The 26874-nt window shown below is 71.3% G+C and carries 29 protein-coding genes; 15 read left to right on the top strand and 14 right to left on the bottom strand.

All coding sequences use genetic code 11. From position 1 onward, the window contains the following. The first annotated feature begins 218 nt into the window (after nucleotides 1-218). Nucleotides 219-446: an FmdB family zinc ribbon protein gene (locus tag Ari01nite_RS26355; protein ID WP_203784858.1), complete on the top strand. Its 228-nt coding sequence runs from the start codon at nucleotides 219-221 to the stop codon at nucleotides 444-446. 625 nt (nucleotides 447-1071) lie between these two features. Beyond that, nucleotides 1072-3813 (top strand): adenylate/guanylate cyclase domain-containing protein, encoded by a 2742-nt coding sequence (locus tag Ari01nite_RS26350; protein ID WP_203784857.1) that lies wholly within the window; start codon nucleotides 1072-1074, stop codon nucleotides 3811-3813. A gap of 12 nt (nucleotides 3814-3825) precedes the next feature. Here Ari01nite_RS26350 and Ari01nite_RS26345 read toward each other — a convergent pair whose 3' ends face one another. Next, nucleotides 3826-4329 carry a phospholipase gene (locus tag Ari01nite_RS26345; protein WP_203784864.1) on the bottom strand — a complete coding sequence of 168 codons (504 nt, stop codon included), beginning with the start codon at nucleotides 4327-4329 and terminating at the stop codon, nucleotides 3826-3828. Nucleotides 4330-4516: 187 nt separating this feature from the next. Here Ari01nite_RS26345 and Ari01nite_RS26340 point away from each other — a divergent pair, with 187 nt between their 5' ends. Beyond that, complete coding sequence (locus tag Ari01nite_RS26340) at nucleotides 4517-5530, top strand: potassium channel family protein (protein WP_203784856.1); 1014 nt, start codon at nucleotides 4517-4519, stop codon at nucleotides 5528-5530. 28 nt (nucleotides 5531-5558) lie between these two features. Here Ari01nite_RS26340 and Ari01nite_RS26335 read toward each other — a convergent pair whose 3' ends face one another. From Ari01nite_RS26335 to Ari01nite_RS26325, 3 genes are read right to left on the bottom strand one after another with little or no spacing between them, the layout of a single operon-like run. Next, nucleotides 5559-6362: an SAM-dependent methyltransferase gene (locus tag Ari01nite_RS26335; protein WP_203784855.1), complete on the bottom strand. Its 804-nt coding sequence runs from the start codon at nucleotides 6360-6362 to the stop codon at nucleotides 5559-5561. A 22-nt stretch (nucleotides 6363-6384) separates the two neighbouring features. Beyond that, on the bottom strand, nucleotides 6385-7437 hold the full coding sequence (locus tag Ari01nite_RS26330; protein ID WP_203784854.1) for a 2-oxoacid:ferredoxin oxidoreductase subunit beta: 1053 nt from the start codon (nucleotides 7435-7437) through the stop codon (nucleotides 6385-6387). Then, the gene (locus Ari01nite_RS26325) at nucleotides 7430-9283 is read right to left on the bottom strand and encodes a 2-oxoacid:acceptor oxidoreductase subunit alpha (protein ID WP_203784853.1); all 1854 of its coding nucleotides are present in this window, start codon (nucleotides 9281-9283) and stop codon (nucleotides 7430-7432) included. Before Ari01nite_RS26325 ends, Ari01nite_RS26330 begins: the two co-directional genes overlap by 8 nt. A 205-nt stretch (nucleotides 9284-9488) precedes the next feature. Here Ari01nite_RS26325 and ndhC point away from each other — a divergent pair, with 205 nt between their 5' ends. From ndhC to Ari01nite_RS26300, 5 genes are all read left to right on the top strand, one after another. Continuing rightward, entirely contained in the window at nucleotides 9489-9866 is a 378-nt protein-coding gene (gene ndhC / locus Ari01nite_RS26320) for an NADH-quinone oxidoreductase subunit A (protein WP_203784852.1), read from the top strand. Nucleotides 9867-9935: 69 nt separating this feature from the next. Continuing rightward, nucleotides 9936-10469 (top strand): DivIVA domain-containing protein, encoded by a 534-nt coding sequence (locus tag Ari01nite_RS26315; protein ID WP_203784851.1) that lies wholly within the window; start codon nucleotides 9936-9938, stop codon nucleotides 10467-10469. Continuing rightward, a complete protein-coding gene (locus Ari01nite_RS26310) occupies nucleotides 10466-10963 on the top strand; it encodes an SRPBCC family protein (protein WP_203784850.1) in 498 nt (165 codons plus the stop codon). The genes Ari01nite_RS26315 and Ari01nite_RS26310 overlap by 4 nt, the downstream gene beginning before the upstream one ends. A gap of 46 nt (nucleotides 10964-11009) precedes the next feature. Then, nucleotides 11010-11603: a DNA-3-methyladenine glycosylase I gene (locus tag Ari01nite_RS26305; RefSeq protein ID WP_438872228.1), complete on the top strand. Its 594-nt coding sequence runs from the start codon at nucleotides 11010-11012 to the stop codon at nucleotides 11601-11603. A gap of 12 nt (nucleotides 11604-11615) precedes the next feature. Next, nucleotides 11616-12155 (top strand): hypothetical protein, encoded by a 540-nt coding sequence (locus tag Ari01nite_RS26300; RefSeq protein ID WP_203784848.1) that lies wholly within the window; start codon nucleotides 11616-11618, stop codon nucleotides 12153-12155. 213 nt (nucleotides 12156-12368) lie between these two features. On the opposite strand, the gene Ari01nite_RS26295 is transcribed toward Ari01nite_RS26300, so the two are convergent. The 3 genes from Ari01nite_RS26295 to Ari01nite_RS26285 form a co-directional block, all read right to left on the bottom strand. Beyond that, nucleotides 12369-13160 (bottom strand): S1 family peptidase, encoded by a 792-nt coding sequence (locus Ari01nite_RS26295; protein ID WP_203784847.1) that lies wholly within the window; start codon nucleotides 13158-13160, stop codon nucleotides 12369-12371. A gap of 104 nt (nucleotides 13161-13264) precedes the next feature. Further along, the gene (locus Ari01nite_RS26290; RefSeq protein WP_203784846.1) at nucleotides 13265-14098 is read right to left on the bottom strand and encodes an enoyl-CoA hydratase/isomerase family protein; all 834 of its coding nucleotides are present in this window, start codon (nucleotides 14096-14098) and stop codon (nucleotides 13265-13267) included. Further along, a complete protein-coding gene (locus Ari01nite_RS26285; RefSeq protein ID WP_203784845.1) occupies nucleotides 14095-14907 on the bottom strand; it encodes a PaaX family transcriptional regulator in 813 nt (270 codons plus the stop codon). Before Ari01nite_RS26285 ends, Ari01nite_RS26290 begins: the two co-directional genes overlap by 4 nt. 276 nt (nucleotides 14908-15183) lie before the next feature. Between Ari01nite_RS26285 and Ari01nite_RS26280 the strand changes: the two genes are divergently transcribed. Then, a complete protein-coding gene (locus Ari01nite_RS26280; RefSeq protein ID WP_015625691.1) occupies nucleotides 15184-15351 on the top strand; it encodes a DUF3117 domain-containing protein in 168 nt (55 codons plus the stop codon). 160 nt (nucleotides 15352-15511) lie between these two features. Here the strand turns inward: Ari01nite_RS26280 and Ari01nite_RS26275 are convergent, their stop codons facing one another. Next, nucleotides 15512-16144, bottom strand: coding sequence for an O-methyltransferase (locus Ari01nite_RS26275; protein ID WP_203784863.1), 633 nt, complete (start codon nucleotides 16142-16144; stop codon nucleotides 15512-15514). Between the two features lie 269 nt (nucleotides 16145-16413). Between Ari01nite_RS26275 and Ari01nite_RS26270 the strand changes: the two genes are divergently transcribed. Further along, nucleotides 16414-17724 carry a S1C family serine protease gene (locus tag Ari01nite_RS26270; RefSeq protein WP_438872227.1) on the top strand — a complete coding sequence of 437 codons (1311 nt, stop codon included), beginning with the start codon at nucleotides 16414-16416 and terminating at the stop codon, nucleotides 17722-17724. A gap of 70 nt (nucleotides 17725-17794) precedes the next feature. After that, the gene (locus Ari01nite_RS26265; RefSeq protein ID WP_203784844.1) at nucleotides 17795-18208 is read left to right on the top strand and encodes a twin-arginine translocase TatA/TatE family subunit; all 414 of its coding nucleotides are present in this window, start codon (nucleotides 17795-17797) and stop codon (nucleotides 18206-18208) included. A 3-nt stretch (nucleotides 18209-18211) separates the two neighbouring features. Here Ari01nite_RS26265 and Ari01nite_RS26260 read toward each other — a convergent pair whose 3' ends face one another. From Ari01nite_RS26260 to Ari01nite_RS26250, 3 genes are read right to left on the bottom strand one after another with little or no spacing between them, the layout of a single operon-like run. After that, complete coding sequence (locus Ari01nite_RS26260; RefSeq protein WP_203784843.1) at nucleotides 18212-19372, bottom strand: Mrp/NBP35 family ATP-binding protein; 1161 nt, start codon at nucleotides 19370-19372, stop codon at nucleotides 18212-18214. A gap of 21 nt (nucleotides 19373-19393) precedes the next feature. Beyond that, entirely contained in the window at nucleotides 19394-19921 is a 528-nt protein-coding gene (locus Ari01nite_RS26255; RefSeq protein WP_203784842.1) for a DUF1003 domain-containing protein, read from the bottom strand. Next, nucleotides 19918-21198: a magnesium transporter MgtE N-terminal domain-containing protein gene (locus tag Ari01nite_RS26250; protein WP_203784841.1), complete on the bottom strand. Its 1281-nt coding sequence runs from the start codon at nucleotides 21196-21198 to the stop codon at nucleotides 19918-19920. The genes Ari01nite_RS26255 and Ari01nite_RS26250 overlap by 4 nt, the downstream gene beginning before the upstream one ends. 27 nt (nucleotides 21199-21225) lie before the next feature. Here Ari01nite_RS26250 and Ari01nite_RS26245 point away from each other — a divergent pair, with 27 nt between their 5' ends. Next, on the top strand, nucleotides 21226-22101 hold the full coding sequence (locus Ari01nite_RS26245) for a PhzF family phenazine biosynthesis protein (protein ID WP_203784840.1): 876 nt from the start codon (nucleotides 21226-21228) through the stop codon (nucleotides 22099-22101). Between the two features lie 27 nt (nucleotides 22102-22128). On the opposite strand, the gene Ari01nite_RS26240 is transcribed toward Ari01nite_RS26245, so the two are convergent. Next, nucleotides 22129-22626: a hypothetical protein gene (locus tag Ari01nite_RS26240; RefSeq protein WP_203784839.1), complete on the bottom strand. Its 498-nt coding sequence runs from the start codon at nucleotides 22624-22626 to the stop codon at nucleotides 22129-22131. Nucleotides 22627-22654: 28 nt separating this feature from the next. Continuing rightward, nucleotides 22655-23374, bottom strand: a complete 720-nt coding sequence (locus tag Ari01nite_RS26235; protein WP_203784838.1) for an HAD family hydrolase — start codon at nucleotides 23372-23374, stop codon at nucleotides 22655-22657. 133 nt (nucleotides 23375-23507) lie between these two features. Between Ari01nite_RS26235 and Ari01nite_RS26230 the strand changes: the two genes are divergently transcribed. Together Ari01nite_RS26230 and Ari01nite_RS26225 are read left to right on the top strand one after the other, a co-directional pair. Further along, complete coding sequence (locus tag Ari01nite_RS26230; protein ID WP_203784837.1) at nucleotides 23508-24434, top strand: DMT family transporter; 927 nt, start codon at nucleotides 23508-23510, stop codon at nucleotides 24432-24434. Between the two features lie 339 nt (nucleotides 24435-24773). Then, nucleotides 24774-25220, top strand: a complete 447-nt coding sequence (locus Ari01nite_RS26225) for a hypothetical protein (RefSeq protein ID WP_239163040.1) — start codon at nucleotides 24774-24776, stop codon at nucleotides 25218-25220. On the opposite strand, the gene Ari01nite_RS26220 is transcribed toward Ari01nite_RS26225, so the two are convergent. Continuing rightward, nucleotides 25217-25822, bottom strand: coding sequence for a DUF4190 domain-containing protein (locus Ari01nite_RS26220; protein WP_203784835.1), 606 nt, complete (start codon nucleotides 25820-25822; stop codon nucleotides 25217-25219). The two genes, Ari01nite_RS26225 and Ari01nite_RS26220, sit on opposite strands and share 4 nt — an antisense overlap. A gap of 118 nt (nucleotides 25823-25940) precedes the next feature. Here Ari01nite_RS26220 and Ari01nite_RS26215 point away from each other — a divergent pair, with 118 nt between their 5' ends. Continuing rightward, nucleotides 25941-26837: an SDR family NAD(P)-dependent oxidoreductase gene (locus Ari01nite_RS26215; protein WP_203784861.1), complete on the top strand. Its 897-nt coding sequence runs from the start codon at nucleotides 25941-25943 to the stop codon at nucleotides 26835-26837. Nucleotides 26838-26874 lie beyond the last annotated feature (37 nt).

Here is a 26874-nt window from a genome sequence, read left to right as displayed (position 1 = left end):
CGGCGGGGCCGGGTCCGGATCGGGCAGCTGCTCGGGCGCCGCGCCGGAGCTGCTGAGGGGCCCACCCTGGTGCGGCGCAGGCACCCGCCGCTCGGGGTGCTCCGCCGGTTTCTCCCGCCCGTTCGCCACGGCCCGACACTACCCGCCAAAGGCTCATAACAAGAGGCCGTGTTGATGCCGGCGGATGCTTCCCGGTCCCGGCGGCCTACGCTGTTCCCATGCCGCGTTACGAGTTCCGCTGCCGCGCCTGTGGCGACACGTTCGAGGTCACCCGCCCGATGCGCGACGCGTCCGCACCCACGCCCTGCCCCCAGGGCCACGCCGACACCGTAAAGCTGCTCTCCACCATCGCCCTGACCGGCCGCGGCGGCGCCGCCACCGGGATCAGCCCCCAGCCCTCGGCGGGTGGCGGGGGTGGCTGCTGCGGAGGCGGCTGCGGCTGCTGAACCCAGCGCCAGCGGCACCGCACCACTCGCTTGGCCGAGGGGGCCGGTAACCACGGCGTCGGCGCGCCTCGGCCCGCGCCTCGGCCCGTGCCTTCTGGGCCACAAGCCGCGGCTGCATGCCGCATCGACCGTGGCCTCGCGGGGCGTCCCGCGTCGACCGGCGCCCCGGTGAGCTCCGTGACGCCTTCGGGGGATTACTCAACACGGATGGCGGGTCTGGGCGCGTTGGGGTCGCGGCTGCCGGCGCGGGCCGCTATCTTGGCGGTGATCAATGCTTTGAGCTGCACATATGTCTCTCGCGGTGTGGCGCGGGGCGGAGCGGGCGAGGCGGCGGTCCGCGGTTACTGAGCGCAGTGACCGGACGATGTGGAGAGACGCTTCGCGGGTCTCTTGCGGGTACGTCCGAACGGCCGGGTGGAACTGGCCGACCGCCGCGTGTCTCGGCTCGATCCATTTCGTTACGTCACGCGTAGTGCATAGAGAATGTCGATGACTCCGGACCGGCTGTCCTTCGTCCGGGGTCGGCCGTGGCGGGCGGATTGTTACCGTCCGTTTCTACGATGCGCGGTAACGCTGTGATACGGCAGCATGAGACGCGACTTCCTAAAGGAGGCGGAGGTTCACCGTGTCGGGACGGACCGAGCTGCCGAGCGGCCTGGTGACCTTTGTGTTCACCGATATCGAGGGCTCGACTCGGCTGGCCCGGATGCTCGGCGACGACTACGGCTCCGTCCTTGGTGCTCACCGCCGGATCCTGCGCGCTGCGCTGAGTGACTTCGGTGGTGTCGAGCTGTTTACTGAGGGTGACTCTTTTTTCGTTGCGTTTCATGACGCTGGCGCGGCGCTGGCGGCCTGTGTAGAAGCACAGCGGCGACTGTCCGCACACGAATGGCCGGGGCGTGACGGTCAGCCGCGGGTTCGGATGGGCATGCACACCGGATGGGCCAAGCCGGTCGGTGGCGAGTACGCCAGCATCGAGGTGCACCGTGCCGCCCGGGTGGCCTCGGCCGCGCACGGCGGTCAGGTGCTCTGCTCCGGCGCCACCGCCCTGGCCGTGCTCACCGCCGGTGTCCCGGTCCCCTTCGGACCGGCCTTCCCGCTTCCCGCGCTGGCCCGAGCCAGAGCGTCCGCCAGCGCGGCGGCACCGTCAATCGGTGCCACGGTGGCAAGCAAAACCGGGACCAGCGACCGGAGAACCGCAGCCTGCCTGGCCGGCGTCGACCTGCTCGACCTCGGACCGCACCGCCTCCGCGGCTTCGACGACGACGAACGCCTCTTCCAGGCCATCGCGGCCGGCCTCGACCGCGACTTCCCCCGCCCGCGCACCCCGGGCGCCGCCCAGCACAACCTGCCGGCCCCGCTCACCTCGTTCATCGGCCGCCGCGCCGAACTGGCCGAGCTGACCACGCTGCTGTCCGGCAACCGGATCGTCACCATTGCCGGCCCGGGCGGTGCGGGCAAGACCCGGCTCTCCTACGCATTGGCCGAGCAGATGCTCACGGCGTACCCCCAAGGAATTTGGACGGTCGATGCGGTGAGCGCGGCAACCGGCCTGGCCCCCGCCCTGGCCGCGGCCATGGGCCTGCGCACCGAGCCGGGCCGCCCGGTGCTCGACACCGTGCTGGAGGAGTGCGCGGGGCGGCGGATGCTGCTGCTCCTGCAAACCTGCGAGGTGGCACCGGCGGCCTGCGCGGGACTGGTGCGGCGCCTGCTGGCCGCGTGCCCGGGCGTCGACGTGCTGATCACCGGCCGGGAACCGCTCGGCGTGCACGGTGAGGTTGTCTGGCGGCTACCGCCGATGTCGCCGGCCGACCTGTTCACCCTGCTCAGCGAGCGTGCAACGGCGGCGCGCGGCGGCCGGCCGGCATCGGCCGACGACGGCGCCGAGCTGGCCCGGGTGGCCGCCGGGCTGGAGGGTTCGCCGCTGGCCGCCGAACTGGCCGCGGTCCGGCTGCGGCTGCTCTCGGCGGGTCAGCTGGCCGCCCGGCTGGACGACCCGATCGCCGCCCTCGACCCGCTGACCGCGGGGATAGGGGACACCGACGACCGCCACGACAGCCTCACCGCCAGCATGGCCTGGTCGTACCGCACCCTGAGCGGCCGGGCTGCCGGCCTGCTGCGCCGGCTCGCCGTCTTCGCCGGCGCGGTCGACCTGTCCACCGTCGAATGGTGCGGCCCGGACGCGCTCGGCGCGCTCTCCGAGCTCTCCGAGAAGTCGCTCATCGAGGTGGTGCCGGGTCCGCGGTACCGGATGTCCGAGCAGGTTCGGGCGTACGCGACCCGGCAGCTCGCCACGGCCGGCGACGAGCACGCCGCCCGGGACCGGCACGTGGCCTGGTCGCTGCACGCCGTGGAGCGGGTCACCGTGGACACCGACGGCCAGCCGCGCACCGTGTCGCTGACCGAGCTGACGCCGTACGTGGCCGAGTGGCGCGCCGCCCTGCGCTGGGCCGCCACCCACGGCAGCGTCCGAGCGGGGCTGCGACTGGCCGGTGCGCTCGACCCGTGGTGGCGCGAGCACAGCGGCGCCCGGGAGGGCCGTGACCTTCTCTACCGCCTGTACCGGCGGCTGGACGGCCGGGTCGGCGAGTCCGAAGTGGCCGCCGCCTACCTGGTGCACGCCGGCCTGGCCGACGACCGCGACGAACGCGCCCGCTTCCTGGACCGGGCCGAGTCGATCGCCCGCGACGTGGACAACCCCACCCTGCTGATCCACGCCCAGTCGGCCCGGCGGACCACGCTGCTGGAGGAGCGCCGGTACGGGGAGGCCGAGCAGCTCTGCCGCGAGGTGTCCGCCCGGGCCGAGCAGGCCGGCGTGCCCGAGTCGGCGCTGCCGGCCGTGGTCACGCTGGCCGAGCTGCTCTGGCGCCGGGACGCCGTGGACGACGCGGCCGAGCTGCTGGGCGGCGCCCGGCAGTGGGAGGCCGGCCGCCCGGAGGACCGCGGCCGGCGCACCGTGGACTGGCTGCTCGGGATGGTGGCGTTGCGGCGCCGCGACCTGGTGGCGGCGCACGACCATCTGGTGGTGGCACTGCGGTCCCGGCTGCGGCACGGCTACCGGGGTGCCGCGGCCGACGCCGTCGCGGCGATCGCCGTCCGCTGTGCGCTGGGCGGCGACCCCGCGACGGCCGCGGTGCTGTTCGGTGGTGCCGAGGCCGCCCGCGGTGCGCGGCGCACCGACGTGTTCGGCCGCTTCTGGTCGGAACAGCAGCTGGCGCTGCGCTCCGCCCTCGGCGACGCGACGTTCGACGCCGCGTACGCCGATGGTGTTGGTCTTGGCTTTGATCGGATTGTGGCGATGGCACTGGCGGTCGAGCACCCGGACCTGGAGGACGGGGCGGCCCGCCTGGCCCAGACACTCGGTTGACCAGCCCCTCGGTTAAGCCGCGTTCTCCATCATCGCGGCGGCCTTGTCGATGTCCGCCTTCTTGACCGCGCTGAGCGAGCCGAAGGTGCGGACGGCCTGGTAGTAGGTCCAGGCCAGGCTGAGGCAGGCCGGCCGGACCAGTGAGCTGTGCGTCCCGCAGACCCGCTTCAGGTCGGCGTAGAAGGTGTCGTCGAGCCGGGGCTTGTTGGCCGGGAACTGCCCGGCGGCCTTGTAGTTGCGGTACCCGAAGTCGTGGTGCCAGCAGGAGATCGTGAAGTCGAAGCCGAGTGGGCGATCCGGGCTGGCCGAGCAGTAGTCGGTGGACCAGTCGAAGTTGTACGACTGCCAGGGCACCCGGTTGAGCCGGGCGGTGTTCCAGGCGTTGGTGCTGGCCGCGGTGGGCTGAGTCCAGCCGGCGAGGACCGCCAGCTTGTCCGCGGTGGCCGCGGCGGCCGCACTGGTGGGTGCGAGCACGGCGAGGACGACGGCCAGGGTGAGGAGGATGCGACGGATCATCATCTGAGCCCCCATTGTCGGTGACTCACAGTCTTCGATCCGTTACTCCTGGCGCTCAATGATGGGGATCCACTTTGCGCGGACCATGCCGAAGTTACCGCTTGGTATTCCTGAACGACGGTTAATGTGATGTCCTGGAGTGCCGACTTCCACCAGGCCGCTATGGTGTGCGTGTGCGGGGCAAGAAATGATCCATCTGCCGCGGGTCCGGCAAGGGCCGCTGCGGGCACTCGGCGTACGTCTTGCCCTGGCTGTCTCGCTCGTGCTGTTCGTTGTCACGGTCATCTACCTCGACCGCGACGGCTATCGCGACGTCAACGAGGACGGCCTCACCCTGCTGGACTGCTTCTACTACGCGGTCGTCTCGCTGTCCACGACCGGCTACGGCGACATCACTCCGACCAGCTCCCAGGCCCGGCTGGTCAACGTTCTCGTGATCACCCCGTGCCGCGTGCTCTTCCTGATCATCCTGGTCGGCACGACCCTCGAGGTGCTCACCGACCAGTACCGCAACAGCCTGCTGATCAGCCGGTGGAGGCGAAAGTTGAAGGACCACGTCATCGTCTGCGGCTACGGCACCAAGGGCCGGGCCGCCGTGGCCGCCCTCCTCGAGACCGGCTACGACAAGTCCAAAATCATCGTGGTCGAGAGCCGCGAGGAGGGTCTGCGCCAAGCCGCGTCCCACGGCCTGGTCGCCATCGAGGGCAACGCCACCCGCTCCTCGGTCCTGCTCGATGCCGACGTCAAGAACTGCCGCTCGGTCATCATCGCGACCGATACCGACGAGGCCTCGGTCCTGATCACGCTGACCGTCCGCCAGCTGACCGCCGGCCAGGTCCGCATCATCGCCTCCGTGCGTGAGCAGGAAAATGCCGCCCTTCTCAAGCAGAGCGGCGCCCACCACGTGATCGTCTCGTCCGCCACCGCCGGCCGCCTGCTGGGTCTGACCACGACGGCCCCGCCGCTGATCGACGTGGTCGAGGACCTGCTGACCCCCGGTCAGGGCATGGCGCTGGCGATGCGCAGCGCCGAGCGGGCCGAGGTCGGCCAGAACCCTCGCGAGCTGCCCACCCTGGTGGTCGCCCTGATCCGCCGCGGCAAGGTGCTGCCGCTGGGCGGGGAGCATGTGGTCACCATCGAGACGGGCGATCTGCTGGTCTACATCCGCGACGAGAACAGCACGGTCGGCATCGCGGTCTGACTGCCGCGTCAGTGGCTGCTGGCGGTGATCAGGGCTTTCGAGCCACGCCGGCAAACTCGGAAACCGTGTCGGTGATGCCGGGGCGGGCCGGGTCGGGGCGCCAGGCCGTGCAGGTCACCACGCCGGGGTCGAGCAGGTCGAGACCGGTGAAGAAGGCGGCGATCCCGTCCCGGGAGCGGGCCGTGATGGGGGCGGCGCCGCTCTCGTTCCACTGGCGCATCGACTCGCGCACCGCGGGGCCGTTGACCTCCTCGGTGGGGTGCGAGATCAGCAGGTAGCTGCCGGACGGCACGGCGGCCAGCAGGTGGTCGACGATCTCGCGGGCCTCGGCGTCGTCGACGACGAAGTTCAGGATGCCGGACAGGATGATCGCGACCGGCTGGTCGAAGTCGAGGGTCTTGCGGGCGTCGGCCAGGATGCGGCCGGTGGCACGCAGGTCGGCTTCGATGTAGTCGGTGGCGCCCTGTGGCGTGCTGGTCAGCAGGGCGCGGGCGTGCACCAGCACCATCGGGTCGTTGTCGACGTAGACAATGCGGCTGTCGGCGGCGACCGCCTGGGCCACCTCGTGTGTGTTGCTGGCCGTGGGCAGGCCGGTGCCGACGTCGAGGAACTGGCGGATGCCCTCGCCGGCCAGGTATCGCACCGCGCGGCCGAGGAACTCGCGGTTGGCCCGGGCCGACTGCACCAACTCGGGCATCAGGGCCAGCGCGTACTCGGCGGCCTCGCGGTCGGCCGCGAAGTTGTCCTTGCCGCCGAGCAGGTAGTTCCACAGCCGGGCCGAGTGCGGGACATCGGTGTTGAGCATCGCGTGCAGGTCGGATTGATCGCTCATGGACACCAGCCCCTCGGTTGGGTCAGAGGATAGTCCAGGTGTCGGCCGAGCTGAGCAGGCCGTTGAGCATCTCGTCGGGCGTACCCGTGCTCTGGGCCTTGGCGTCCTCCAACTGCTTCTGGACCAGCTCGTCGTAGGTGGGGCGCCGCACGTTGCGGAACACACCGATCGGCGTGGTGCCGAGGTCGGAGCCGGAGAGCCGGGAGAGGGCGAACGCGTACGCCGGGTCGTCGACCGTGGCGTCGTGCACCACCGGGGTCTCGCCGCCCAGGTCGGCGGTGCCGCGGACGGACAGGCCGAAGCCGCCGGCCGGGTGCACCACGGCGAACTGGTCCTCGCTGCCGAACGTGATCGGCTGGTCCTGCTCGAGGCGGATCAGATGGTCGTCCCGGGTGGACGAGTCCTTGATCAGCTCGAAGGCGTTGTCGTTGAAGATGTTGCAGTTCTGGTAGATCTCGACGAACGCGCTGCCCTGGTGCTCGGCCGCGGCCCGCAGCACCGACTGGAGGTGCTTGCGGTCCGAGTCGATGGTGCGCGCCACGAAGGTGGCCTCGGCACCCAGCGCCAGCGACAGCGGGTTGAACGGCGAGTCGGCCGAACCAGCCGGCGTCGACTTGGTGATCTTGCCGATCTCGGAGGTTGGCGAGTACTGGCCCTTGGTGAGCCCGTAGATCCGGTTGTTGAACAGCAGGATCTTGAGGTTCACGTTGCGGCGCAGCGCGTGGATCAGGTGGTTGCCGCCGATCGAGAGCGCGTCGCCGTCGCCGGTGACCACCCAGACCGACAGGTCTGGCCGGGACGCGGACAGCCCGGTGGCGATCGCCGGTGCCCGGCCGTGGATCGAGTGCATCCCGTACGTGTTCATGTAGTACGGGAAGCGCGACGAGCACCCGATGCCGGAGACGAAGACGATGTTCTCCCGCGGGATGTTCAGCTCGGGCATGAAGCCCTGCACCGCCGCCAGGATGGCGTAGTCACCGCAGCCCGGGCACCAGCGCACCTCCTGGTCGGACTTGAAGTCTTTCGCCGTCAGTTTCAACTCACCAGGTTTGATAAGCACAGTGGGGCTATCCATTTTTCACAACGTCCTCGAGCATGCTTTCCAGGGTCGCGGCGGTGAACGGCAGGCCGCTGACCTGGTTGAACGGAACGGCGTCGACCAGGTACCGGGCCCGGATGACGTGGGCCAGCTGACCCAGGTTCATCTCCGGGATGACCACCTTGTCGTACGCCTGGAGCACCTCGCCGAGGTTGGCCGGCAGCGGCGACAGGTGCCGCAGGTGCGCCTGCGCGATCGGCAACCCGCGCTGCCGCAGCGCCCGGCAGGCCGCGCCGATCGGGCCGTAGGTCGAGCCCCAGCCCAGCACCAGCACGCGGGCGTTCTCATCGGCGTCCTCGACCTCGACGTCCGGTACGTCGATGGCCTCGATCCGGGCCGCCCGGGTGCGCACCATGAACTCGTGGTTGGCCGGGTCGTACGAGATGTCGCCGGTCTTGTCCGCCTTTTCCAGGCCGCCGATGCGGTGCTCGAGCCCGGGCGTGCCGGGGATGGCCCACGGCCGGGCCATCGTCTCGGGGTCGCGCAGGTAGGGCAGGAAGCGGCCGTCCTCGGTGTTCGGCGCGCTGGCGAACGAGACTGAGAGGTCGGGCAGCTCGCCGGCCTCGGGCAGCAGCCACGGCTCGGAGCCGTTGGCCACGTAGTTGTCGGAGAGCAGGATCACCGGCGTGCGGTAGGTGAGCGCGATCCGGGCCGCCTCGATGGCCGCGTGGAAGCAGTCGGAGGGCGACTTGGGCGCGATCACCGCGAGCGGCGCCTCGCCGTGCCGGCCGTACAGCGCCATGTTGAGGTCGGCCTGCTCGGTCTTGGTCGGCATGCCGGTGGACGGGCCGGCCCGCTGCACGTCGACGATCACCAGCGGCAGTTCGAGGGCGACCGCCAGCGAGATCGTCTCGCCCTTGAGCGCCACGCCGGGGCCCGAGGTGGTGGTGACGCCGAGCGCGCCGCCGTACGAGGCACCCAGCGCCGCGCCGACCGCGGCGATCTCGTCCTCGGCCTGCATCGTGGTGATGCCGAACCGCTTGTGCTTGGACAGCTCGTGCAGGATGTCCGAGGCCGGGGTGATCGGGTAGGCACCCAGGAACAGCGGCAGCTTGGACCGGACGCACGCGGCCACCAGACCGAGCGCAAGCGCCTGGTTGCCGGTGATGTTGCGGTAGGTGCCGGGCCGCATCTTGGCCGGCTTGACCTCGTACCGGACCGCGAAGGTCTCGGTGGTCTCGCCGAAGTTCCAGCCGGCCTGGAACGCCGCCTTGTTGGCCGCGACCAGGTCGGGGCGCTTGGCGAACTTGCGCTCGAGGAACCGGATGGTGGACTCGAACGGACGCGAGTACATCCAGCTCAGCAGGCCGAGCGCGAACATGTTCTTGGCTCGCTCGGCGTCCTTCTTGGCGACGCCGAGCTCGCTCAGCGCCCCGATCGTCATCGAGGTCAGCCCGACCGGGTGTACCGCGTATTCGGAGAGCGAGCCGTCCTCGAGCGGGCTGGTCGCATAGCCGACCTTCGCCAGATTTCGTTTGGTGAACTCGTCGGTGTTGACGATGATGTCGGCGCCCGCCGGCAGGTCGGCGAGGTTGGCCTTGAGCGCGGCCGGGTTCATCGCCACCAGCACGTTCGGCGCGTCGCCGGGCGTGAGGATGTCGTAGTCGGCGAAGTGCACCTGGAAGCTCGACACGCCAGGCAGGGTGCCGGCGGGGGCCCGGATCTCGGCTGGGAAGTTGGGCAGCGTCGAGATGTCGTTGCCCAGCTGAGCGGTCTCGGAGGTGAACCGGTCACCCGTCAGCTGCATGCCGTCGCCAGAGTCGCCGGCGAACCGGATGACCACCCGGTCCAGCTGTTCGACTCGTTTTGCTCCAGCGGCCACGTTCCAACCTCCAAGCAGCCGGCCACGCGGGATATGTGCACATCGATGGGCCGGCCCGCAATCGTCACTTCCAGCCTACGTCGGCGCTCCTTACGGGCGGTCGCGGGCCGTTGACCACAGTAGCCAGGTCATGCATGCCCGGGCCAGCGGAGTCCACCATGCGGCGGGTCATGAGCGTCACTGATTTCCACTAGGCTGTCCGATCGTGGACGGGTATCTCGGTTCGTACGCCACCCTCGGGCTCGTGCTGGCCGCCGGCGTGCTCGTTTTCGTGGGTGCGTTCTCGGCCAACCGGCTGCTCCGGCCGGCCAATCCGGCCTCTCCGCCCGGCAAGTTCATCGCGTACGAGAGCGGCATCGACCCGGTCGGCGGTGACTGGGCGCAGGCGCAGATCAGGTACTACGTCTACGCGTACCTTTATGTGCTTTTCGCCGTCGAGGCCGTTTTTCTCTTCCCCTGGGCCGTGGTGTTCGACCTGCCGGGCTTCGGGGTGATGGTCGCGGTCGAGATGGCCATCTTCGTCGCGGTGCTCGCCCTGGGCATCCTGTACGCCTGGCGTAAAAAGATCCTGACCTGGACCTGAGCGCTCGCAGTACCACCGGACGGGGTGGCGGGCTCGCCAGGCGGAAGCGGGCATGTCAACATCGTGCGCATGGGTCAGCTTCTCCTGTTCATCGTCGTGGCTCTGGTCGTGGCTGCGATCGTTTTCGGCGTGACCGTGATGATGAGCGGAGGCGACTCCGGATTGACGCCCGTCGAACCCGACGGTCGCGCTGTGCCGCTGCCGGCCGACCGCCCGCTCGGCGAGGACGACATCACCCGGACGCAGTTCGACACCGCGTTCCGGGGCTACCGGATGTCCCAGGTCGATCAGGCGCTCCAGCGCGCCGCCTATGACATCGGCTACAAGGGCGAGCTGATCAGCGTGCTCGAGGCCGAGGTGGCCGCCCTGCGGGACGGCCGGCTGGCCGACGCCGACGCGCTGCGCCGGGCCCGGGAGGCGGCGATCGCGCCCAGCGCGGCCGAGCCGGCCCCGGCCGACGGCCCGATGGTCGAGGTGGGCGCGATACCGCCGGACGACAAACCGGCCGAGGCCGAGGACGCCGGCGCCAAGGAGTCCGGCGCCAAGGAGTCCAGCGCCAAGGAGTCCAGCGCCAAGGAGTCCGAGCCGGTGGAGCGCCGGTGAGCTCGACCGGTCCCGTCGACGGGCTCGGCGACGCCGCCCAGCCCGGCACCGGCGAGGTGACCGCCACGGTCATCGTCAACGCGCCCGCCCCGCGTGTCTTCGCCGCGTTCCTGAACTGGGAGAAGCAGTCCGACTGGATCCCGTTCACCAAGGTCCGGGTGGTCGAGGGCGACGGCGGCGAGGGCAGCCTGGTCGAGGCGGTCACCGCGATCGGTCCGGCGTCGCTGCGCGACGAGATGCGGGTGGTCAAGATCAATCCGCCGTACGAGGTACGCGTCGTGCACTGCGGCAAGGTGCTGCGCGGTCCCGGCTCGGTGCGCTGCACGGCGATGTCCGGCGACCGCACCCAGGTCGTCCTGCACGAGTGGTTCCACCTGCCGGCGGGTGCGGCCGGCAAGGTCGCCTGGCCGGTGCTCTGGCCGGGCTCGAAACTGACGTTCACCGGCGCGCTGCGCAGGTTCGGCAAGCTGGTGGAGCAGGGCCGCCTCCCCTGATCCGGGTTTTGTCACACCCCCGCCCTACGGTGTCGCCATGACAGACATGCTCGAGGCCGGTCTCGTGGTCGGCGCCGACGGCCGGACCCGGTGCTTCTGGGGTGGCAGCACCCCCGACTACGTCGGCTATCACGACACCGAGTGGGGCCAGCCGGTCCGCGGCGACGACGCGCTGTTCGAACGGATGAGCCTCGAGGCGTTCCAGTCCGGGCTGTCCTGGATCACCATCCTGCGCAAGCGCCCGGCGTTCCGGCAGGCGTTCGACGGTTTCCGGATCGACCGGGTGGCCGCGTTCTCCGAGGCCGACGCGGCCCGGCTGATGGCCGACCCGGGCATCGTCCGCAACCGGATGAAGGTGGACGCCACCCTGCACAACGCCCGGGTCGCGGCCGATCTGCCGGGCGGCCTCTCGGCGCTGCTCTGGTCGTTCGCGCCACCGGCCCGCCCGCGCCCGCAAAACCGGGCCGGCGTCCCGGCCACGACGCCCGAGTCGATTGCCATGGCCAAGGACCTGAAACGCCGCGGGTTCAAGTTCGTGGGCCCCACCACGGCCTACGCGTTGATGCAGGCCACCGGCATGGTCGACGACCACCTGGCGGGCTGTTGGGTCCCACCGATCGGTGCCGATACCGCCGCGTGATGGGATGAGCGCATGGCTCAGTGGGCGGTGATCATTCCGGCGGATCAGTGGGCGACCGAGCGGCTCTTCCACAACGAGGCCGTGACGGTGGCGGGCGGCGCGGGCGCGGTGGCCCCCGACGACGAGGTGCTGCTGGTCGCGGACGGCCGGGTGGTGGCGCTGACCCGGGCCGCCAAGACCGACAACGACGACCTGGTCCTGGTCTACCTGCGCCGCTCCTTCGACGACCCGGTGCCGGCCGGTGGGCTGACCCTGGCGCCCTCCGGGCCGGTCGAGGTCGAGCCCGACCTGTTCCGCCGCCTGTCCGCGTCGCTGGCCGGGGGCACCGCCCCGGCCGGCGCGCTGCCGTCCTGGCTGGTGAGCGTGGCACTGCCGATCGAGGCCGCGACCCCGGCGGCCGCGGTGCGCCAGTTCTGGTCGCACGTGCTCGAGCTGGGTCCGGTCGAGCTGCCGACCTACGTCTGGCCCTACGGCGACGAGTTGGCCATGCAGGCATTCGTCCTGGGCGAGGAGGCCAACCAAGACCCGGAAGAGGAGGACGACCAGGATTGACCCGCGGCGGCGCGGCAGGAGCGGGGCGGCCCGGCTGAGGCGGCCCGGCGCGGTCGGAGTGCGGGCGCGACACGGCCCCGCAGGACACCTGCGGGGCCGTGGGGCGCGGCGCCGTTGCCGCGCGGGAGACGACGGTCGCGGCCCGTCGGGGGGAAAGACCGCGACCGCGTGGCCGGGCGCCCAGGCCGATGGGCGCCGGCCGAGTGGTGCGGGTCAGCCGCCCAGGCTCGCGGCGGCCGACTGGATCGACGAGGCGAAGTAGCTGACCTGGGTGTATACGCCGGGCTTGTTGGGCCGGGCGCAGCCGGCACCCCAGCTCACGATGCCGACCTGGACGCCGTTGCGGAACATCGGGCCGCCCGAGTCGCCCTGGCAGGTGTCCACGCCGCCCGCGGTGTAGCCGGCGCAGATCTCCTGGGCCGCGATCACCTGGCCGCCGTACATGGATCCGGAGTTGCAGGTGGCGTCGCTGACGAACGGCACCGAGGCCTTCAGCAGGTAGCGCGACTGGCCGCCGTTCTCCCGGGTCGCGCCCCAGCCGGCGATCGTGAAGGTGCCGCTGTCGTTGGCGGTCGTGGTGGCGATGGGCAGGGTGGCGAGGCCGGTCACCGGGCTGGCCAGCCGGATCAGCGCCCAGTCCCGGCCGTTGCCGTTGTACCCGGGTGCCCGGTAGACGTAGTTCGACCGCCGGGTGATCCGGCTGCTCGACTGGAGGTCGACCACGCCCATGGTGGCCGTGATCGAGGTGTTCGTGCCGGTCGCACCGACGCAGTGCGCCGCGGTGAGCACCAGCGTGGGGCTGTAGAGCGCGCCGCCGCAGCCCATCGACAGCCGGACCATGAAGGGGAACTCACCCTGCGCGGCTTGGCTGCCACCGACCACCGAGTCCGGTGCCACCGCGTTGCCGTCACCCGACGGGGCCGCCGCGGCCGGAGACGCGGTCGCGCCCACGGCCACGGTGAGCGCGGCCACCGCCGTACCCAGAAGAATCCGCCACCTGACCATCTCGGTCCTCCCAGTTGGAATGCGCGTCCGGTAGGACGCGATGGGAGAAGCTAAACATCGAGCGTCTTTTATGTGGCGATATCAAAACCGTAATAACGCCGGGATCAGTTGCCCCCGAACACCGGCTTCTGCTTGGCCAGGAACGACTCGACGGCCGCCTGGTGGTCGGCCGTGGCGCCGCAGATCGCCTGGGCCTGCGCCTCGGCCGACAGGGCGTCGGAGAGGGTGCCGGCGTCGCCGATGGACAGCTCCCGCTTGATCGCTCCGTAGGCCACCGTGGGGCCCTTGGCCAGCCGTGCGGCCAGCTCCTGGGCGGCCGGCAGCACCTGCTCGTCGTCGTCCACCAGGCGGGACAGCAGGCCGATCCGGTGTGCCTCGCCGGCCGTCACCGGCTCGGCCAGCAGCAGCAGTTCCACCGCCCGGGCGTGACCCACGATCCGGGGTAGCGACCACGAGACGCCGGTGTCGCCGGCCAGGCCCACGTTGGCGAACGCCATCAGGAACCGGGTCTTGGGCCCGCCGATCCGGAAGTCGGCCAGCAGGGCGAGCGACGCGCCGGCGCCGGCCGCCATGCCGCGGACCGCGGCCACCACCGGCTTGGGCATGCTGGCCAGCCGCTGCGCGATCGGGTTGTAGTGCACCCGGACGGTGTCCAGTTCGGTGCGGCCGGTCGCCAGTTGCTCGGCGTGCTCGCGCAGGTCCTGTCCCACGCAGAACGCCCCGCCCGACCCGGCCAGCACGATCGCCCGGCAGGACCGGTCGCTCTCCAGGCCGGTCAGCGTGTCCCGCAGCGCTTCCTTGAGGCCGACGTCCAGGGCGTTCATCGCGTCCGGGCGGTTGAGCGTGAGCGTGACGACCGCGTCGGTGCGGTCGACGAGCAGGGAGTCAGTCTTCAGCCCGTTTATGGGTGGCGGGTGGGGTGGTCGGACGGCAGTCATGGTTCTGAGAATCCCACACGTCCGCCCCTCGTCACCGAATGCAGACAACGTTCCACGTACCGGTCGGCGGCCGGGCGCAGCCGGGTGGCGTGCCGGTCGAAGAAGCCGGCCGCGCTCGCACCGGGCCACCGGGCCGGCAGCAGCGCGGACGGCAGCTGCGGATCGCGGAACAGGAACGCCCGCCACGCGTGCACGAGCTGGAACCGGGCCGCGTACGCCTCCTCGTCGCTGCTGCGGTTGTTCACCGAGGCGACCACCGGGCGCAGGTCGGCCACGAAGGTCTCGTACGATCGGGCCAGCTCGCCGAGATCCCAGGCCCGCCCGACCACGTCGGCGGCACCGGGCGACCCGGCGGCGTGCGCGGCGCTGAACCGTTCGTACCCGACGCCGGCCTCGGCCAGCATGGCGTCCACGTCGTCGGCGGCGCGCGGGGCGACCCAGGCGTGCTCGCCGAGCGAGCCATAGCCGAGAAACGCGAGCCGGTTGGCGTCCCGCCGGGCGAGCGGGCCGTGCAGCAGGATGAGATCGAACTTCCCGTCCCAGCCCGTGCGGCCGGTGCGGTAGATCCGGGCAGCCGCCTCGTCCAGACGTCGGGCGGCTTTCGGGGTCAGCAGATAGCCCGGTCCGGACACCAGGCGCAGGGGGTGCAACCAGCCCTGACGCACCATCCGGGAGACCGCGGTGCGCACCGCCGGAGGGGCGATACCGAGCGGCGCCAGCAGCCTGACCAGGGCGGCGACCGGCGCCCGGCCGCCTCGGGGGCGGAGGTAGTCGCCGTACAGGTCGAAGAGTGCCGACCGCGCCTGCATGACCGCACATTGTGACAGCCCAAAAGACGATATGCTAGACGCTGTCACATCCGCCCGGGCTGGGTTTGGGTTCGCCGGTGTTCATCAGGGAAAATGTTTGATCGGCACGGTGGGCCGGGTCGCGTCGACAGCGCGCGAGGGCCCTCGGCCGCCGGTCGGAAAACGAAGAACGGCACCGCGTGGGGCTGAGCACGCGGCGTCGTACTGAGCTAGCTGAAGAGCAGTGGCAGTGGGGCAACCCACCGACACCCTGATGTGGGTCTGAGGGGAGACAAGATGGCGGCGATGAAGCCGCGGACGGGCGATGGTCCGCTGGAGGTCACCAAGGAGGGGCGGGGCATCGTCATGCGTGTCCCGCTGGAAGGTGGTGGCCGTCTCGTCGTTGAGATGACTCCGGACGAGGCCAACGCGCTGGGTGACGCGTTGAAGGCGATCGCCGGCTGACGTTTCACGCGGAGCCCGCCGGTACGGTACCGCCCGTACCGGCGGGCTTTCCACGTCTTCGAGAAAGGTCACGCTCTCGTGTTCGCTTTCGCCGATCGCCCCTCCGGCCCACTGTGGCACGCCGGCGGCGACCTCGGCGTCGAAACGGCGGACGCCCGGTTCAGCGTTTGACCGCGACCAGCAGCCCGGCGCCGGACGGGATGATCGCCGGGATCCACTCCTCGGACTCGCGCACGCTCCGGACGGTTTCCCGGATGGTGAGCGTGTCGACATCCCGGGCGGACGGGTCGCTGATCCGCCCGCCGGCCAGCGCGCCGTTCACCGCCAGCACCCCGCCCGGCCGCAGCAGCCGCAGGGCGGCGTCGGCGCAGGCGCTGTACTCGGTCGGGTCGGCGTCGACGAACACCAGGTCGTAGACGCCGTCGGCGAGCCGGGGCAGCACGTCCAGCGCGCGGCCCGTGATGATCCGGGTGCGCGACGAGGCGAACCCGGCCTCCTGGAAGATCCGGCGGGCGATCCGCTGGTGCTCGTGTTCCACGTCGATGGTGGTGAGCACCGCGTCCGGCCGCATGCCTCGCAGCAGCCAGGTGCCGCTCACCCCCGTACCCGTGCCGATCTCCACCACCGCCTTGGCGCTCCCCGCGGCAGCAAGCAGGCGCAGCACGGAGCCCGCGGCCGGGGTGACGCTGTCCAGGCCCAGTTCCCGGGCCAGGCTGCGGGCGGTCTGCAGGACGATGTCCTCGGTCGCGTACGCCTCCGCGAACGGGTGCGACTGTGCCGTCGGCGGGCCGATCGGACGGGCTGGCGGGACGATGACGACCTCCGGCGGCGAGAGGCGGGCGAGGGGCTGGGCGAGGGGCTGGGCGAGGGGCTGGGCGGGGCTGGCAAGGGGATGCACGTGCGGAATCGGCGTACATCGGATATGAGAGTAGAGCGATGCTCTCGCGGGATGCACCGGGCCGTCGATGGGTTAAACGGACCGGGGCCGGGCGTGGCCCGGATTCCGTGTCATCCTGGAGGGGGAGCGGGGCACCTGGGGCGGACATGAGTGGAGGCACCGACGTGACCGACGGCTGGAATGCGCGCTTCACTCCGCCGCCTGCCACCGGTCGTTCCATGCCGCCCGCGCCGGCCCCTCCGCACGGCCAGACCCAGCACGGCCAGACCCAGCACGGCCAGGCCCAGAACTGGTGGTCCGACGCGCTGGCCGATCCCTGGCGAGATCCGTGGGCGCCCGCACAGGTCGTGGTCCCGGCCACCGGCGAGGGCACCGGCCCGCCGCCCGAGCCGGTCACCGATCCCGATGCACCCCGCCGCTCGCTCGTCCCGGTTCTGGCGATCTGCCTGGTCACGGCCCTGTTAGCGGGTGGTCTGGGCGGCGCGCTCGGCTTCCTGTTCGCGGTCCGCGGCGGCTATCAGACGGGCGTGGGCGCCCAGTTGGGGGCTGCGCCCGCCGAGGCGCCGGGCGGGGTCAACCGGTCGCCCGACTCGTTCGGCGGCATCGTGCAGAAGGTGCAGCCCAGCGTCGTCACGGTCCGGGTCACCGGCGCGATCGGCTCCGGTTTCGTGGTCTCCGAGGACGGCTACGTGATCACCAACGACCACGTGGTGGAGGGCGGCGACGACGCCCTGTCGGTGTCGTTCAGCGACGGCTCCACGGCCCGGGCGACCCTGGTGGGCCGCGACCCCGAATCGGACGTCGCCGTGATCAAGGTCGCAAAGTCCGGCCTGGTCCCGGTGGCCCTGGGCAACTCCGACCAGATTGCGGTGGGTGACCCGGTGCTCGCGTTCGGTTCGCCGCTGGCCCTGGAGAACACCGTGACACAGGGCATCGTGAGCGCGCTCGACCGCACCATCCAGGCCGGCGAGCCGGGTGGCACCACCCGCTACTACGCGGCCATCCAGACCGACGCCGCGGTCAACCAGGGCAACTCCGGCGGCCCGCTGGTCAACGCGGCCGGCCAGGTGATCGGGGTCAACTCGGTGATCCGCTCGGTGGGCGGCACCGACACCGAGGCCGGCAACATCGGCCTCGCCTTCGCCATCCCGATCAACCAGGCCAAACGCATCGCGGGCGACATCATCGACCACGGCAAGGCCCGGCGTACGGTGATCGGCGCCGAGGTGGCCACCGGCAACACCAGTTCGTCCGGTGCCCGGCTGCGCTCGGTCGAGCCGTCCGGCCCGGCGGCCGCAGCCGGCCTGGAGTCCGGCGATGTGGTCACCAAGATCGACAGCCACGTCCTCGGCGACGGCACCGACCTGATCGCGATGGTCCGCAAGTACGCCCCCGGCACGGTGGTGGCCGTGGAATACCGGCGCGGCAGCAGCACCCAGAACGCCTCGGTGACTCTCGCGGCCGACTCGAATTGACCCGGCCGGGGTGTGTAGGAGTAGCCCCGCGTGCGTAGGCTTGGCGCCGGACCGCTAGGGAGGCCGCCTCATGTTCGAAAATCTGAACTGGTGGGAGATCGGTGCGCTGCTGCTGCTCGCGCTGCTGATCTTCGGTGAGCGCCTGCCCAAGGTCATCGCCGACGGCATGCGGATGCTGCGTGGCCTGCGTGCCATGGCCCAAAATGCGACCACCGACCTCAACCGCGAGCTGGGCACCGACCTCGAACTCCAGGACCTGCACCCCAAGGCCTTCATCCGCAAGCATCTGCTGAGCGAGGAGGACGAGGAGGCAATCCGCAAGCCGCTACAGGGCCTGTTCGACGACGTGAAAAAGGACCTGAACGGCGTGAAGTCGGACCTCACCGAGGTGGCCGCGGCGGCCGACATCAAGTCGCACACCACCCCGGCCCCCGCCGCGACGCCCAGCCTCCCGGAAAAGAAGCTGGACCTCGACGCTACGTAGCCCCTAGCCCTTCTTGGCGGTCACCATCAGGCCGAGCGGCTTGCCGACCAGGGAGTCGCGGCGCACCGCGAGCCGGCCGGCCACTTCGTCCAGCGCCTTCGCCGCCGGAGCGTCCGGGTCGGCCAGCACGATCGGGGTGCCGCCGTCGCCGGCCTCACGCACCCGGGTGTCCAGCGGCACCTGACCGAGCAGCGGCACCGACGCCCCCATGGTCTTGGTGAGCGAGTCGGCCACTGTCTGGCCGCCGCCCGCGCCGAAGACCTCCATCCGGGAACCGTCCGGCAGCTCGAGCCACGACATGTTTTCCACCACACCGACCAGGCGCTGGTGGGTCTGCATCGCGATCGCGCCGGCCCGCTCGGCCACCTCGGCGGCGGCCATCTGCGGGGTGGTGACAACCACGATCTCCGCGTTCGGCAGCAGCTGGGCCAGCGAGATGGCCACGTCGCCGGTGCCCGGCGGCAGGTCGAGCAGCAGCACGTCCAGGTCGCCCCAGTAGACGTCGGCGAGGAACTGCTGGAGGGCCCGGTGCAGCATCGGGCCGCGCCACACCACCGCGGCGTTGCCGGCCGTGAACATGCCGATCGAGATCACCTTCACGCCATGTGACTCCGGCGGCATGATCATGTCTTCGACCCGGGTGGGCCGGCCCTCCACGCCCAGCATCCGCGGCACCGAGTGGCCGTAGATGTCCGCGTCGACCACGCCGACCGACAGTCCCCGTTTCGCCAGGGCTGCCGCCAGGTTGACGGTCACGCTGGATTTGCCCACGCCGCCCTTGCCGCTGGCCACCGCGTACACCCTCGTGCGGGAGCCGGGCTGGGCAAACGGAATGACCGGTTCCGCTGAAGCGCCACCACCGCGCAGCGTGCTCTGCAGCGCCTTGCGCTGCTCCTCGGACATGACGCCGAAGTCGATGCTCACTGTCTCGATCCCGGGGACCTTGGTGACGGCCGCGGTGATGTCGGTGGTGAGCTTGTCGCGCAGCGGGCAGCCGGCCACCGTCAGCAGCAACTCGACCTTGACGTGGGAGTCGGCGACGGTGAAGCCCTTGACCATGCCGAGGTCGGTGATGGGCCGGTGGATCTCGGGGTCGTCGACCGTGGCCAATGCGGCCTGGATAGCGTCCTCGAGCGTTGGGGCGGGTGATGTTGGCACAGCCATGTCACCGACTTTACTGCGCGGTCAGGAGTGGTCGTCCTCCCACTCCATACGCGCCCGTTTCTCCCGCCGGAGCGCCGCCTCGTCCAGTTCGCCGGCCAGCCGGGCCAGTTCGTTGCGCAGGAAGTCGCGGGTGGCGACCTCGCCGAGCGCGATCCGCAGCGAGGCGATCTCGCGGGCCAGGTATTCGGTGTCGGCCTTCTGCATGGCGGCCCGGCGCCGGTCCTCCTCCATGGCCAGCCGGTCCCGGTCGGTCTGCCGGTTCTGCGCCAGCAGGATCAGCGGCGCCGCGTAGGACGCCTGCAAGGACAAGATCAAGGTCAAGAACGTGAAGGTGTACGGGTCGAAACGCAGATCGGCCGGCGCCAGCGTGTTCCAGGCGAACCAGGCGATGATCGCGATCGTCATCCACACGATGAACTGGGCGGTGCCCATGTACCGCGCGATGTTTTCCGACCAGCGGCCGAACGTCTCCGGGTTGAACCGGGGCAGCCGCACCCGGCCCGGCTCGACGGGCTGGTCCAGGCGGTCGCGGCGGGGTTCGGTGCTCACAGTCGCACCTGCTCACCGGGGTCGAGATTGTCGCGGTCACGCCAGTCGCGGGGCAGCGAGTGGTCGAGCACGTCGTCCACGGTCACCGCGCCGAGCAGCCGGTGCGACGAGTCGATCACCGGCATCGCGACCAGGTCGTACGTGGCCATCTGTTTGATCACCTCGGTCAGCGTGGCCTCCGGGCGCAGCGGCTCCAGATCGCTGTCGACCAGGCCGCCGACGATCGAGGCGGGCGGTTCGCGCAGCAGCCGCTGGAAGTGGACCATGCCCAGGTATTTACCGGTCGGCGTCGCGGCCGGCGCCCGGGCCACGAAGACCTGGGCGGCGACCACCGGGGACAGCTCCGGCTCACGGATGCGGGCCAGGGCCTCGGCCACCGTCGTGTCCGGGGTGAGGATCACCGGCTCGGAGGTCATCACGCTGCCCGCGGTGCCGGCCTGGTAGCTCATCAGCTGCCGGACCGGGGCGGCCTCCTCGGGCTCCATCAGGTCGAGCAGGACGGTCTGCTCGGTCTGCGGCAGCTCGGCGAGCAGGTCGGCGGCGTCGTCCGGGTCCATCCGTTCCAGCACGTCGGCGGCGCGCTCGCGGTCCAGGTGTACCAGGATCTCCACCTGGTCGTGCTCCGGCAGCTCCTCGAGGACGTCGGCCAGCTTGCGGTCGCTCAGCGCCGCGGCCACCTCGTTGCGCCGGGCGTCCGGCAGGTCCTGCAGGGCGTTGGCCATGTCGGCCGGGCGCATCTGTTCGAGCAGCGCCAGCAGGTTGGAGGTGCCCTGCGTCTCGGTGGGGCCGAACAGTCCGCGGATGCGTTCGTACTCCGCCTGGAAGACGTGCCCGCGCCGGGCCAGCCGCCCGGTGTGCCCGCGCACCGCGACCCGGGTGACCAGCCACTCGTTGGCACGGGTCAGCTCCATGCCGATGTCGACGACCATGGCCTGGGTGCCCGGCCCGTCGCCGCCGTCGGGCACCACGGTGACCCGGCGGTCCAGCAGATCCTCGACCACGAGCAACTCGTTCGGCCGTTTCTCGAACCGGCGCAGGTTGAGCGTGCCGGTGCTGAGCACGACCGCCTCGGAGTCCATCGTGGTGATCCGGCCGATCGGTAGGAAGATCCGCCGGCGCAGCGCCATCTCGGCGACCAGGCCCACGATCTGCGGCGGCCGGTTCGTGGTGCGCAGCCGGACCACGGCGTCGCGGATCCGCCCGACCCGGTCACCGTTGGGGTCGAACACGGGCAACCCGGCAAGCCGGGCCAGATAAACCCTCGTCCCCATGGTCACAGCACCAGCCTAGGTTAGGGTCCGGACATGTCCACCGTGGCGTACGAGATCGTCGACGTGTTCACCGACCGGCCGTTCGCGGGAAATCCACTGGCCGTGGTCTACGGCGCCGACGACCTTGCCGGTGACCAGATGCACACCCTGGCCCGCGAGTTCAACCTGGCCGAGACGGTCTTCGTCCTCCCGCCCACGGCGCCTGCCGCCACCTACCGCGCCCGGATCTTCACCCCCGAGTCGGAACTCCCGTTCGCCGGCCACCCCAGCGTCGGCGCCGCGGTCACCTCGATGCGGCGCGGTCTCTTCCCGCCCGGCCGGGTCGTGCAGGAGTGCGGGGCCGGCCTGCTGACGGTGGACGTGCTGGAGGCCGGTGCGGCGACGCTGACCGGCGCGGCGCCCACGCTGGGTGCGCCGCTCGACCCGGAGCCCCTGCTGGCGATCGCCGGCTTGACCCCGGCGGATTTCGCCGGGGACGAGGTGGCTGCCCCACGTTCCGCCGGGTGCGGCCTGGCCTGGGTGATTTTGCCGGTACGCCGGGAGGCCCTGGCGTCCGTCCGGGTCGATGCCGCGGCCGCCGAAAAGGCCGGCGTCACCGACCTCAGCGTGGTCGCCTGGTCCGGCGGCGAGGCCTACGCCCGGGTGTTCGTCCCCGGTGGGGCGGTCCCCGAAGATCCGGCAACCGGCTCGGCGGCGCTCGGCCTGGGCGTGTGGCTGGTGGCGGCGGGCTGGCTCCCCGGCGACGGCGAATCGGCGTACCGAGTCCATCAGGGCCTGGAGATGAAGCGACCGTCCCTGCTCGACTGCACGGTCATCGCCGCCGGCGGCGCCGCCACCTCAGCGACGGTGACGGGTCAGGTGTGCCCGATAGCCCGTGGCGAGATAGCAGTCCCACCCTTCATCGGCTGACCCGGCGCTGCCGCTCCCGCGCGCCTTTCAGCGGCGGCGGACTCGGTGCAGGCGGAACGGGCGGCGGGTCTCCACCCGGGCCGGGGTCTCCCGGGGCGGGGCGACGCCCGATTCGGACGGCAGGTCGGGTGCGCCGACCGCGGTGTCCTGGTCGGACGGCGTGAGCCGGACGACCGCGCAGCCCGACTCGGCCCAGCGCGCCACCACCTCGTCGGCCGTGCCCGAGGCGTTCAACCTCTTCTGCGCCAGCTGCGGCGCCACCTCGGTCCACTCGTCGGAGCCCGGTGCCAGCCGGGACACCGCCATCTCGCTGACCACGATGAGCCCGCCGCTGTCGCCGCGCAGCCGGACCGTCGCGCGGGTGGCGCCGGCCAGGTCGGGCGCGAACTGCTCGCCCGGCCCGCTCACCACGATCAGCGAACCGTCGAGCGGCATGCACCACAGCCCCAGCGCCGGGCCGTCGCCGACCGAGACCCAGGCCAGCGCCGCCTTCTTGAGGGCTTCCTCGAGCACCGCGGACGTCACCGCGCCATCCTCGCACGCCGGTGGCGGGTCAGACGGCTGCGGGCAGCGGCTCCGAGCGCGCCAGGGACTGGTCGACCAGGCTCACGATCTCGGTGAGCGACCGCACCGTCCGGCCCGCGAAGTTGGTGTCCGCGTCGAACACCAGGTGGTTCGCGAGGTCGGCGGCGGCCAGCCGGACCGGGGTCATCCCGACCGCGGCCGCACCGGTGAGCTCATGGCTGCCGCCATCGCCGACATAGAGGCATTCGGCTGGGTGCACCCCGAGCTCCGCGCACGCGGCCAGGTAGATCCGGGGGTCCGGCTTACAGACGCCCAGGCGTACGGAGTAAATCTTGGCATCCAGCAGCGGAGCCACCGGCAGGCTCGGCAGAAAGGCCGGCAGTTCGTGCGTGCAGTCACTGATCACGGCGGTGGCCAGCCCGCGCCGTTTGATCGCGGTCAGCGCGGTGACCGCATCGGCGCGCAGCTGGGTGTCGGCCTTCAACGCGCTGATCCGGGCCGGCACGCCGGCCCGCACCTGGGCCGGCCGGGGGGAGCCGCCCGCCTGCTCGATGACCCACCGTAGGGTGGCCTCCGCGGAACCGTATCGGCCCCGGGCGCGCGCCCGGAACGTGCGGTCCAGCACCCCGAGCACGGCGTCGGGGTCAGCGCCGAGAGCCCGGGCGATCTCGGCGTGCTGGGGTCCGCGCTGGACCGAGCGGGTCAAGGTGCCAAAAAAGTCAAACACGACCGCACCGTATGCGGGCATGGTAAATCAGCCTCCCGGGCATGGGTGGTTCAAAAGGGTCGGGGAACTCGGTGACTGTAGCGACCGCGTTACTTTCCGTTCAATAGGCACCCATGAACGTGACGTGTGACTCTGCAAGAAGCGACGGCCGGGGATGAATGCTGGCTCTCCTCGCCAACAACCTGGTTTCCTGACCGCCCTGGCGCTCACCGTCGCGGTGCTCGCGGTCTCGTCGTCGGCCCCGCTGATCGCGTTCGCGGCCGCTCCCGCCCTGGCCATAGCGTTCTGGCGCAACGGCCTGGCCGCCGTGGCCCTGACCCCGATCACCCTCGGCCCCCGCCGCGCCGAACTGACCGGAGCGACCAAAAGAAATTTGACCTTTTGCGTGCTTTCCGGCTTGGCGCTCGCGATTCACTTCGCCACCTGGATGCCCAGCGTCCAGTTGGGCTCGGTCGCCACCGCCACCGCGTTGGTCGCCACCCAGCCGGTCTGGCAGGGCCTGATAGCCGCGGCCCAGGGCCGTCGCCCGTCCACCGCCGGCTGGCTGGGCATCGCCCTGGCAGTGCTGGGCGCCGCCTGGGCCACCGGCGCCGACATCGGCGTCTCGGCCAACGCGGTCCTGGCCGACGTTCTGGCCCTGCTGGGCGCCGTGGCCGCCGCCGTCTACACCGCGCTGGGCGAGCAGGCAAGATCGGCGCTGAGCACCACGACGTACACCTGGATCTGTTACGGCACGTGCGCCGTGGTCCTGCTGGCGGTATGCCTCACCGCCGGCGTGGACCTGCACGGCTACAACGGCGAGACCTGGCTGGCGATCCTGGCCCTGGTGGCCGGCGCCCAGTTACTGGGTCACTCGATGTTCAGCTACGCCCTGCACCGAACCTCCGCCACTACCGTCAGCGTCCTGATCCTGCTCGAGGTGCCGGGCGCCGCCCTCCTCGCCTGGCTGTGGCTGGGCCAGACCCCACGCCCGGCAGCGTTACCCGGTTTGGCCCTGCTCCTGGCCGGCGTGGCGGTGGTGATCCTGGGCGCCGCCCGAGCCACTCGCCCCGCCCCGCCACCACCGGTCCTCGCCGACTGATCGGCCGCGCGCCCGGTCGCGCCACCTGCTCCACCAGCTCGCGCCGTCCACCCCGCCCGCATCACCCGATCGTCCGGCGTGCCGTTTTGGGGTGGTTCGGTCGTTTATTGGGTGGGGGCGGCGGTTGGCGGCGGCTGCCGGGGGCGGGTAAAGAGGGGGAATGCGTTGTACCGCGATCGATTTCGGGTTGGCGTGGGGCTCCTGCTGGGGGCGGTGGCGCTCGTGAGCGGGGGCTGTGGTGACCCGCGGGCTGAGCCCGGCGGGCCGGAGGACGGGTGGAGCACGCTCGGGTGTGGCAACGCCCGGGTTCCGGCGCGTGTGACGGTGGGCAGTCACACGATGCCGACCACGCCGGTGGAGTTGGCGGCGGCCATGGAGCGGATCGAGCGGGCCGGGCGGGCGGAGTTCGCGGAGAGCTTCGCCGGGATCGAGGTCGATCAGGAACGCGTCCGGGCGATCGTGTACCGGGTGCCGGCTGAGGCGTTCGACGACTTTGTTCGGCGTACGGCCGAAAGCTCTTGCATTGTTGTCCGGAATGCCCGCCACTCGGCCGAGGCCCTGGACGCCTGGCACGACCGGGTGATCGCCGAGTTGGCCTTCTGGTCGCACCGTGGCCTGCACATCGTCAGTGTCGGCGCCCGGCACGACGGGTCCGGGGTCGAGATCGGCACGGACGACGTCGACAAGGCCCGGCAGGAACTGCTCGGACGCTACGGAGCCGACGCGCCGCTGATCTTCGTGCCGCAGGCGCCGGCCCGTCCGCTGTCGCTCCCGCCCCGCGCTTAGGAACCGGCGTCGTTGGCGATCGCAACGATCAGGCCGACGATGATGATCACGGTGATCGCGAACATCACCCAGCCGACGATGATGCCGGCCAGCGCCATGCCGGCGCCCTGGGAGCCGTTGCGGCTGATCCGGCCGCGGGCGACGTGACCGAGGATGGCGCCGACCACGCCGATGATGCCGCCGAGGCCGTACCCGCACATGCCGAGCACCGCGGCGCAGGAGACCACGAGCGAGGCGATCGCCATGCCCTCGGTGGGCTTGGTCACCGGGTAGCCGTACGGCGGGTACATGGTCGGCGGCGGGTACTGATAGGTCGGCGCCTGGTAGGCCGACGGCGCCTGGAACTCTGCCGGCGGCTGGAACTCCGACGGCGGCTGGTAGCCCGGTTGCTGCTGGTATTCGGCCGGCGGCTGGTAGCCCGACTGCTGGTAATCGGCCGGCGACTGGTAGCCGGGCTGCTGTTGGTATTCGGTGGGCGGCAGGTAGGCCGTCGGCGGCTGATAGGGCGACGGCGACGCTGACGGCGGCTGATAAGGCTGGACCGGCGGGTCGGTCGGCGGCGGCGTCGGGTCGGGTGGGCCGGGTTGGTAGGGGTAAGTCATCTCGGCCTCCTCGACATGTCTGCGGACGTCACTGTAATCGGCCCCTCCTACCTCCCTTGAGTGCGCCACGATCGGTGCGATGTTTGCCCTGGCCCACGGGAAGCGGCAGGATCGCCGCATGGTCTTCGACGCCCGCTCCTCCAGCGGCAGCCGTTCCCGGCGTGACGCCACCCGCCCCGCGGCCGGGCGCCGGCCGCGTACCACGTTGCCGGACATGCCGGTCGACCCGGACTCCGCGCCGGGCGAAGCGCCCGTCACCTTGCGCTTGGATGGCAAGGTTGCGCTGGTCACGGGCGCGGGCAGTCCGGACGGCATCGGGTACGCGACGGCCCGCCGGCTGCGCGACCTGGGCGCCCGGGTGGCGATCGTCTCGACCACCCGGCGCATCCACGACCGGGCTGCCGAACTCGGTGTGACCGGCTTTGTCGCCGATCTGACCGACGAGGCCGAGGTGGGCGCGCTCGCTGACGCGATCACCGACCAGCTGGGTGACGTCGAGGTGCTGGTCAACAATGCGGGCCTGGCGAGCCGGGCCAGCCCCGAGGTGCTCCGCCCGGTGGCCCAGTTGACCTACGACGAGTGGAAGTCGGAGATCGACCGGAACCTGGGCACCGCGTTCCTGTGCAGCCGTGCCTTCCAGGGCGCGATGGCCGAACGCGGCTGGGGCCGGATCGTCAACCTGGCAGCCACCGCCGGCCCGGTCAACGCCCTGCCGACCGAGGCGGCGTACGCGGCCGCGAAGGCCGGCGTGGTCGGCCTGACTCGCGCCCTCGCCATGGAACTGGTGGCCGACGGCGTGAACGTGAACTGCGTGGCTCCGGGCACGATCTACACGGCCGCCTCCACGGTGACCGAGATCAAGCAGGGTCTGGGCACGCCGATAGGGCGTCCCGGCGCCCCCGACGAGGTAGCGGCCGCGATCGCCTTCCTGTGCTCCCCGGCCGCCTCCTACATCACCGGCCAGATGCTGGTCGTCGACGGCGGCAACAGCGTGCGCGAGGCAGAGTTCCGCTGAGCGATCGGGCCGGCCACCGTTCGCGGGGCCGGCCCGG

The organism is Paractinoplanes rishiriensis (assembly GCF_016862375.1).
In the GTDB taxonomy this organism is placed as follows: Bacteria; Actinomycetota; Actinomycetes; order Mycobacteriales; family Micromonosporaceae; genus Actinoplanes; species Actinoplanes rishiriensis.
The sequence above is the reverse complement of the archived record's forward strand: the minus strand, read 5'-3'. Positions and strand labels throughout refer to the sequence as shown.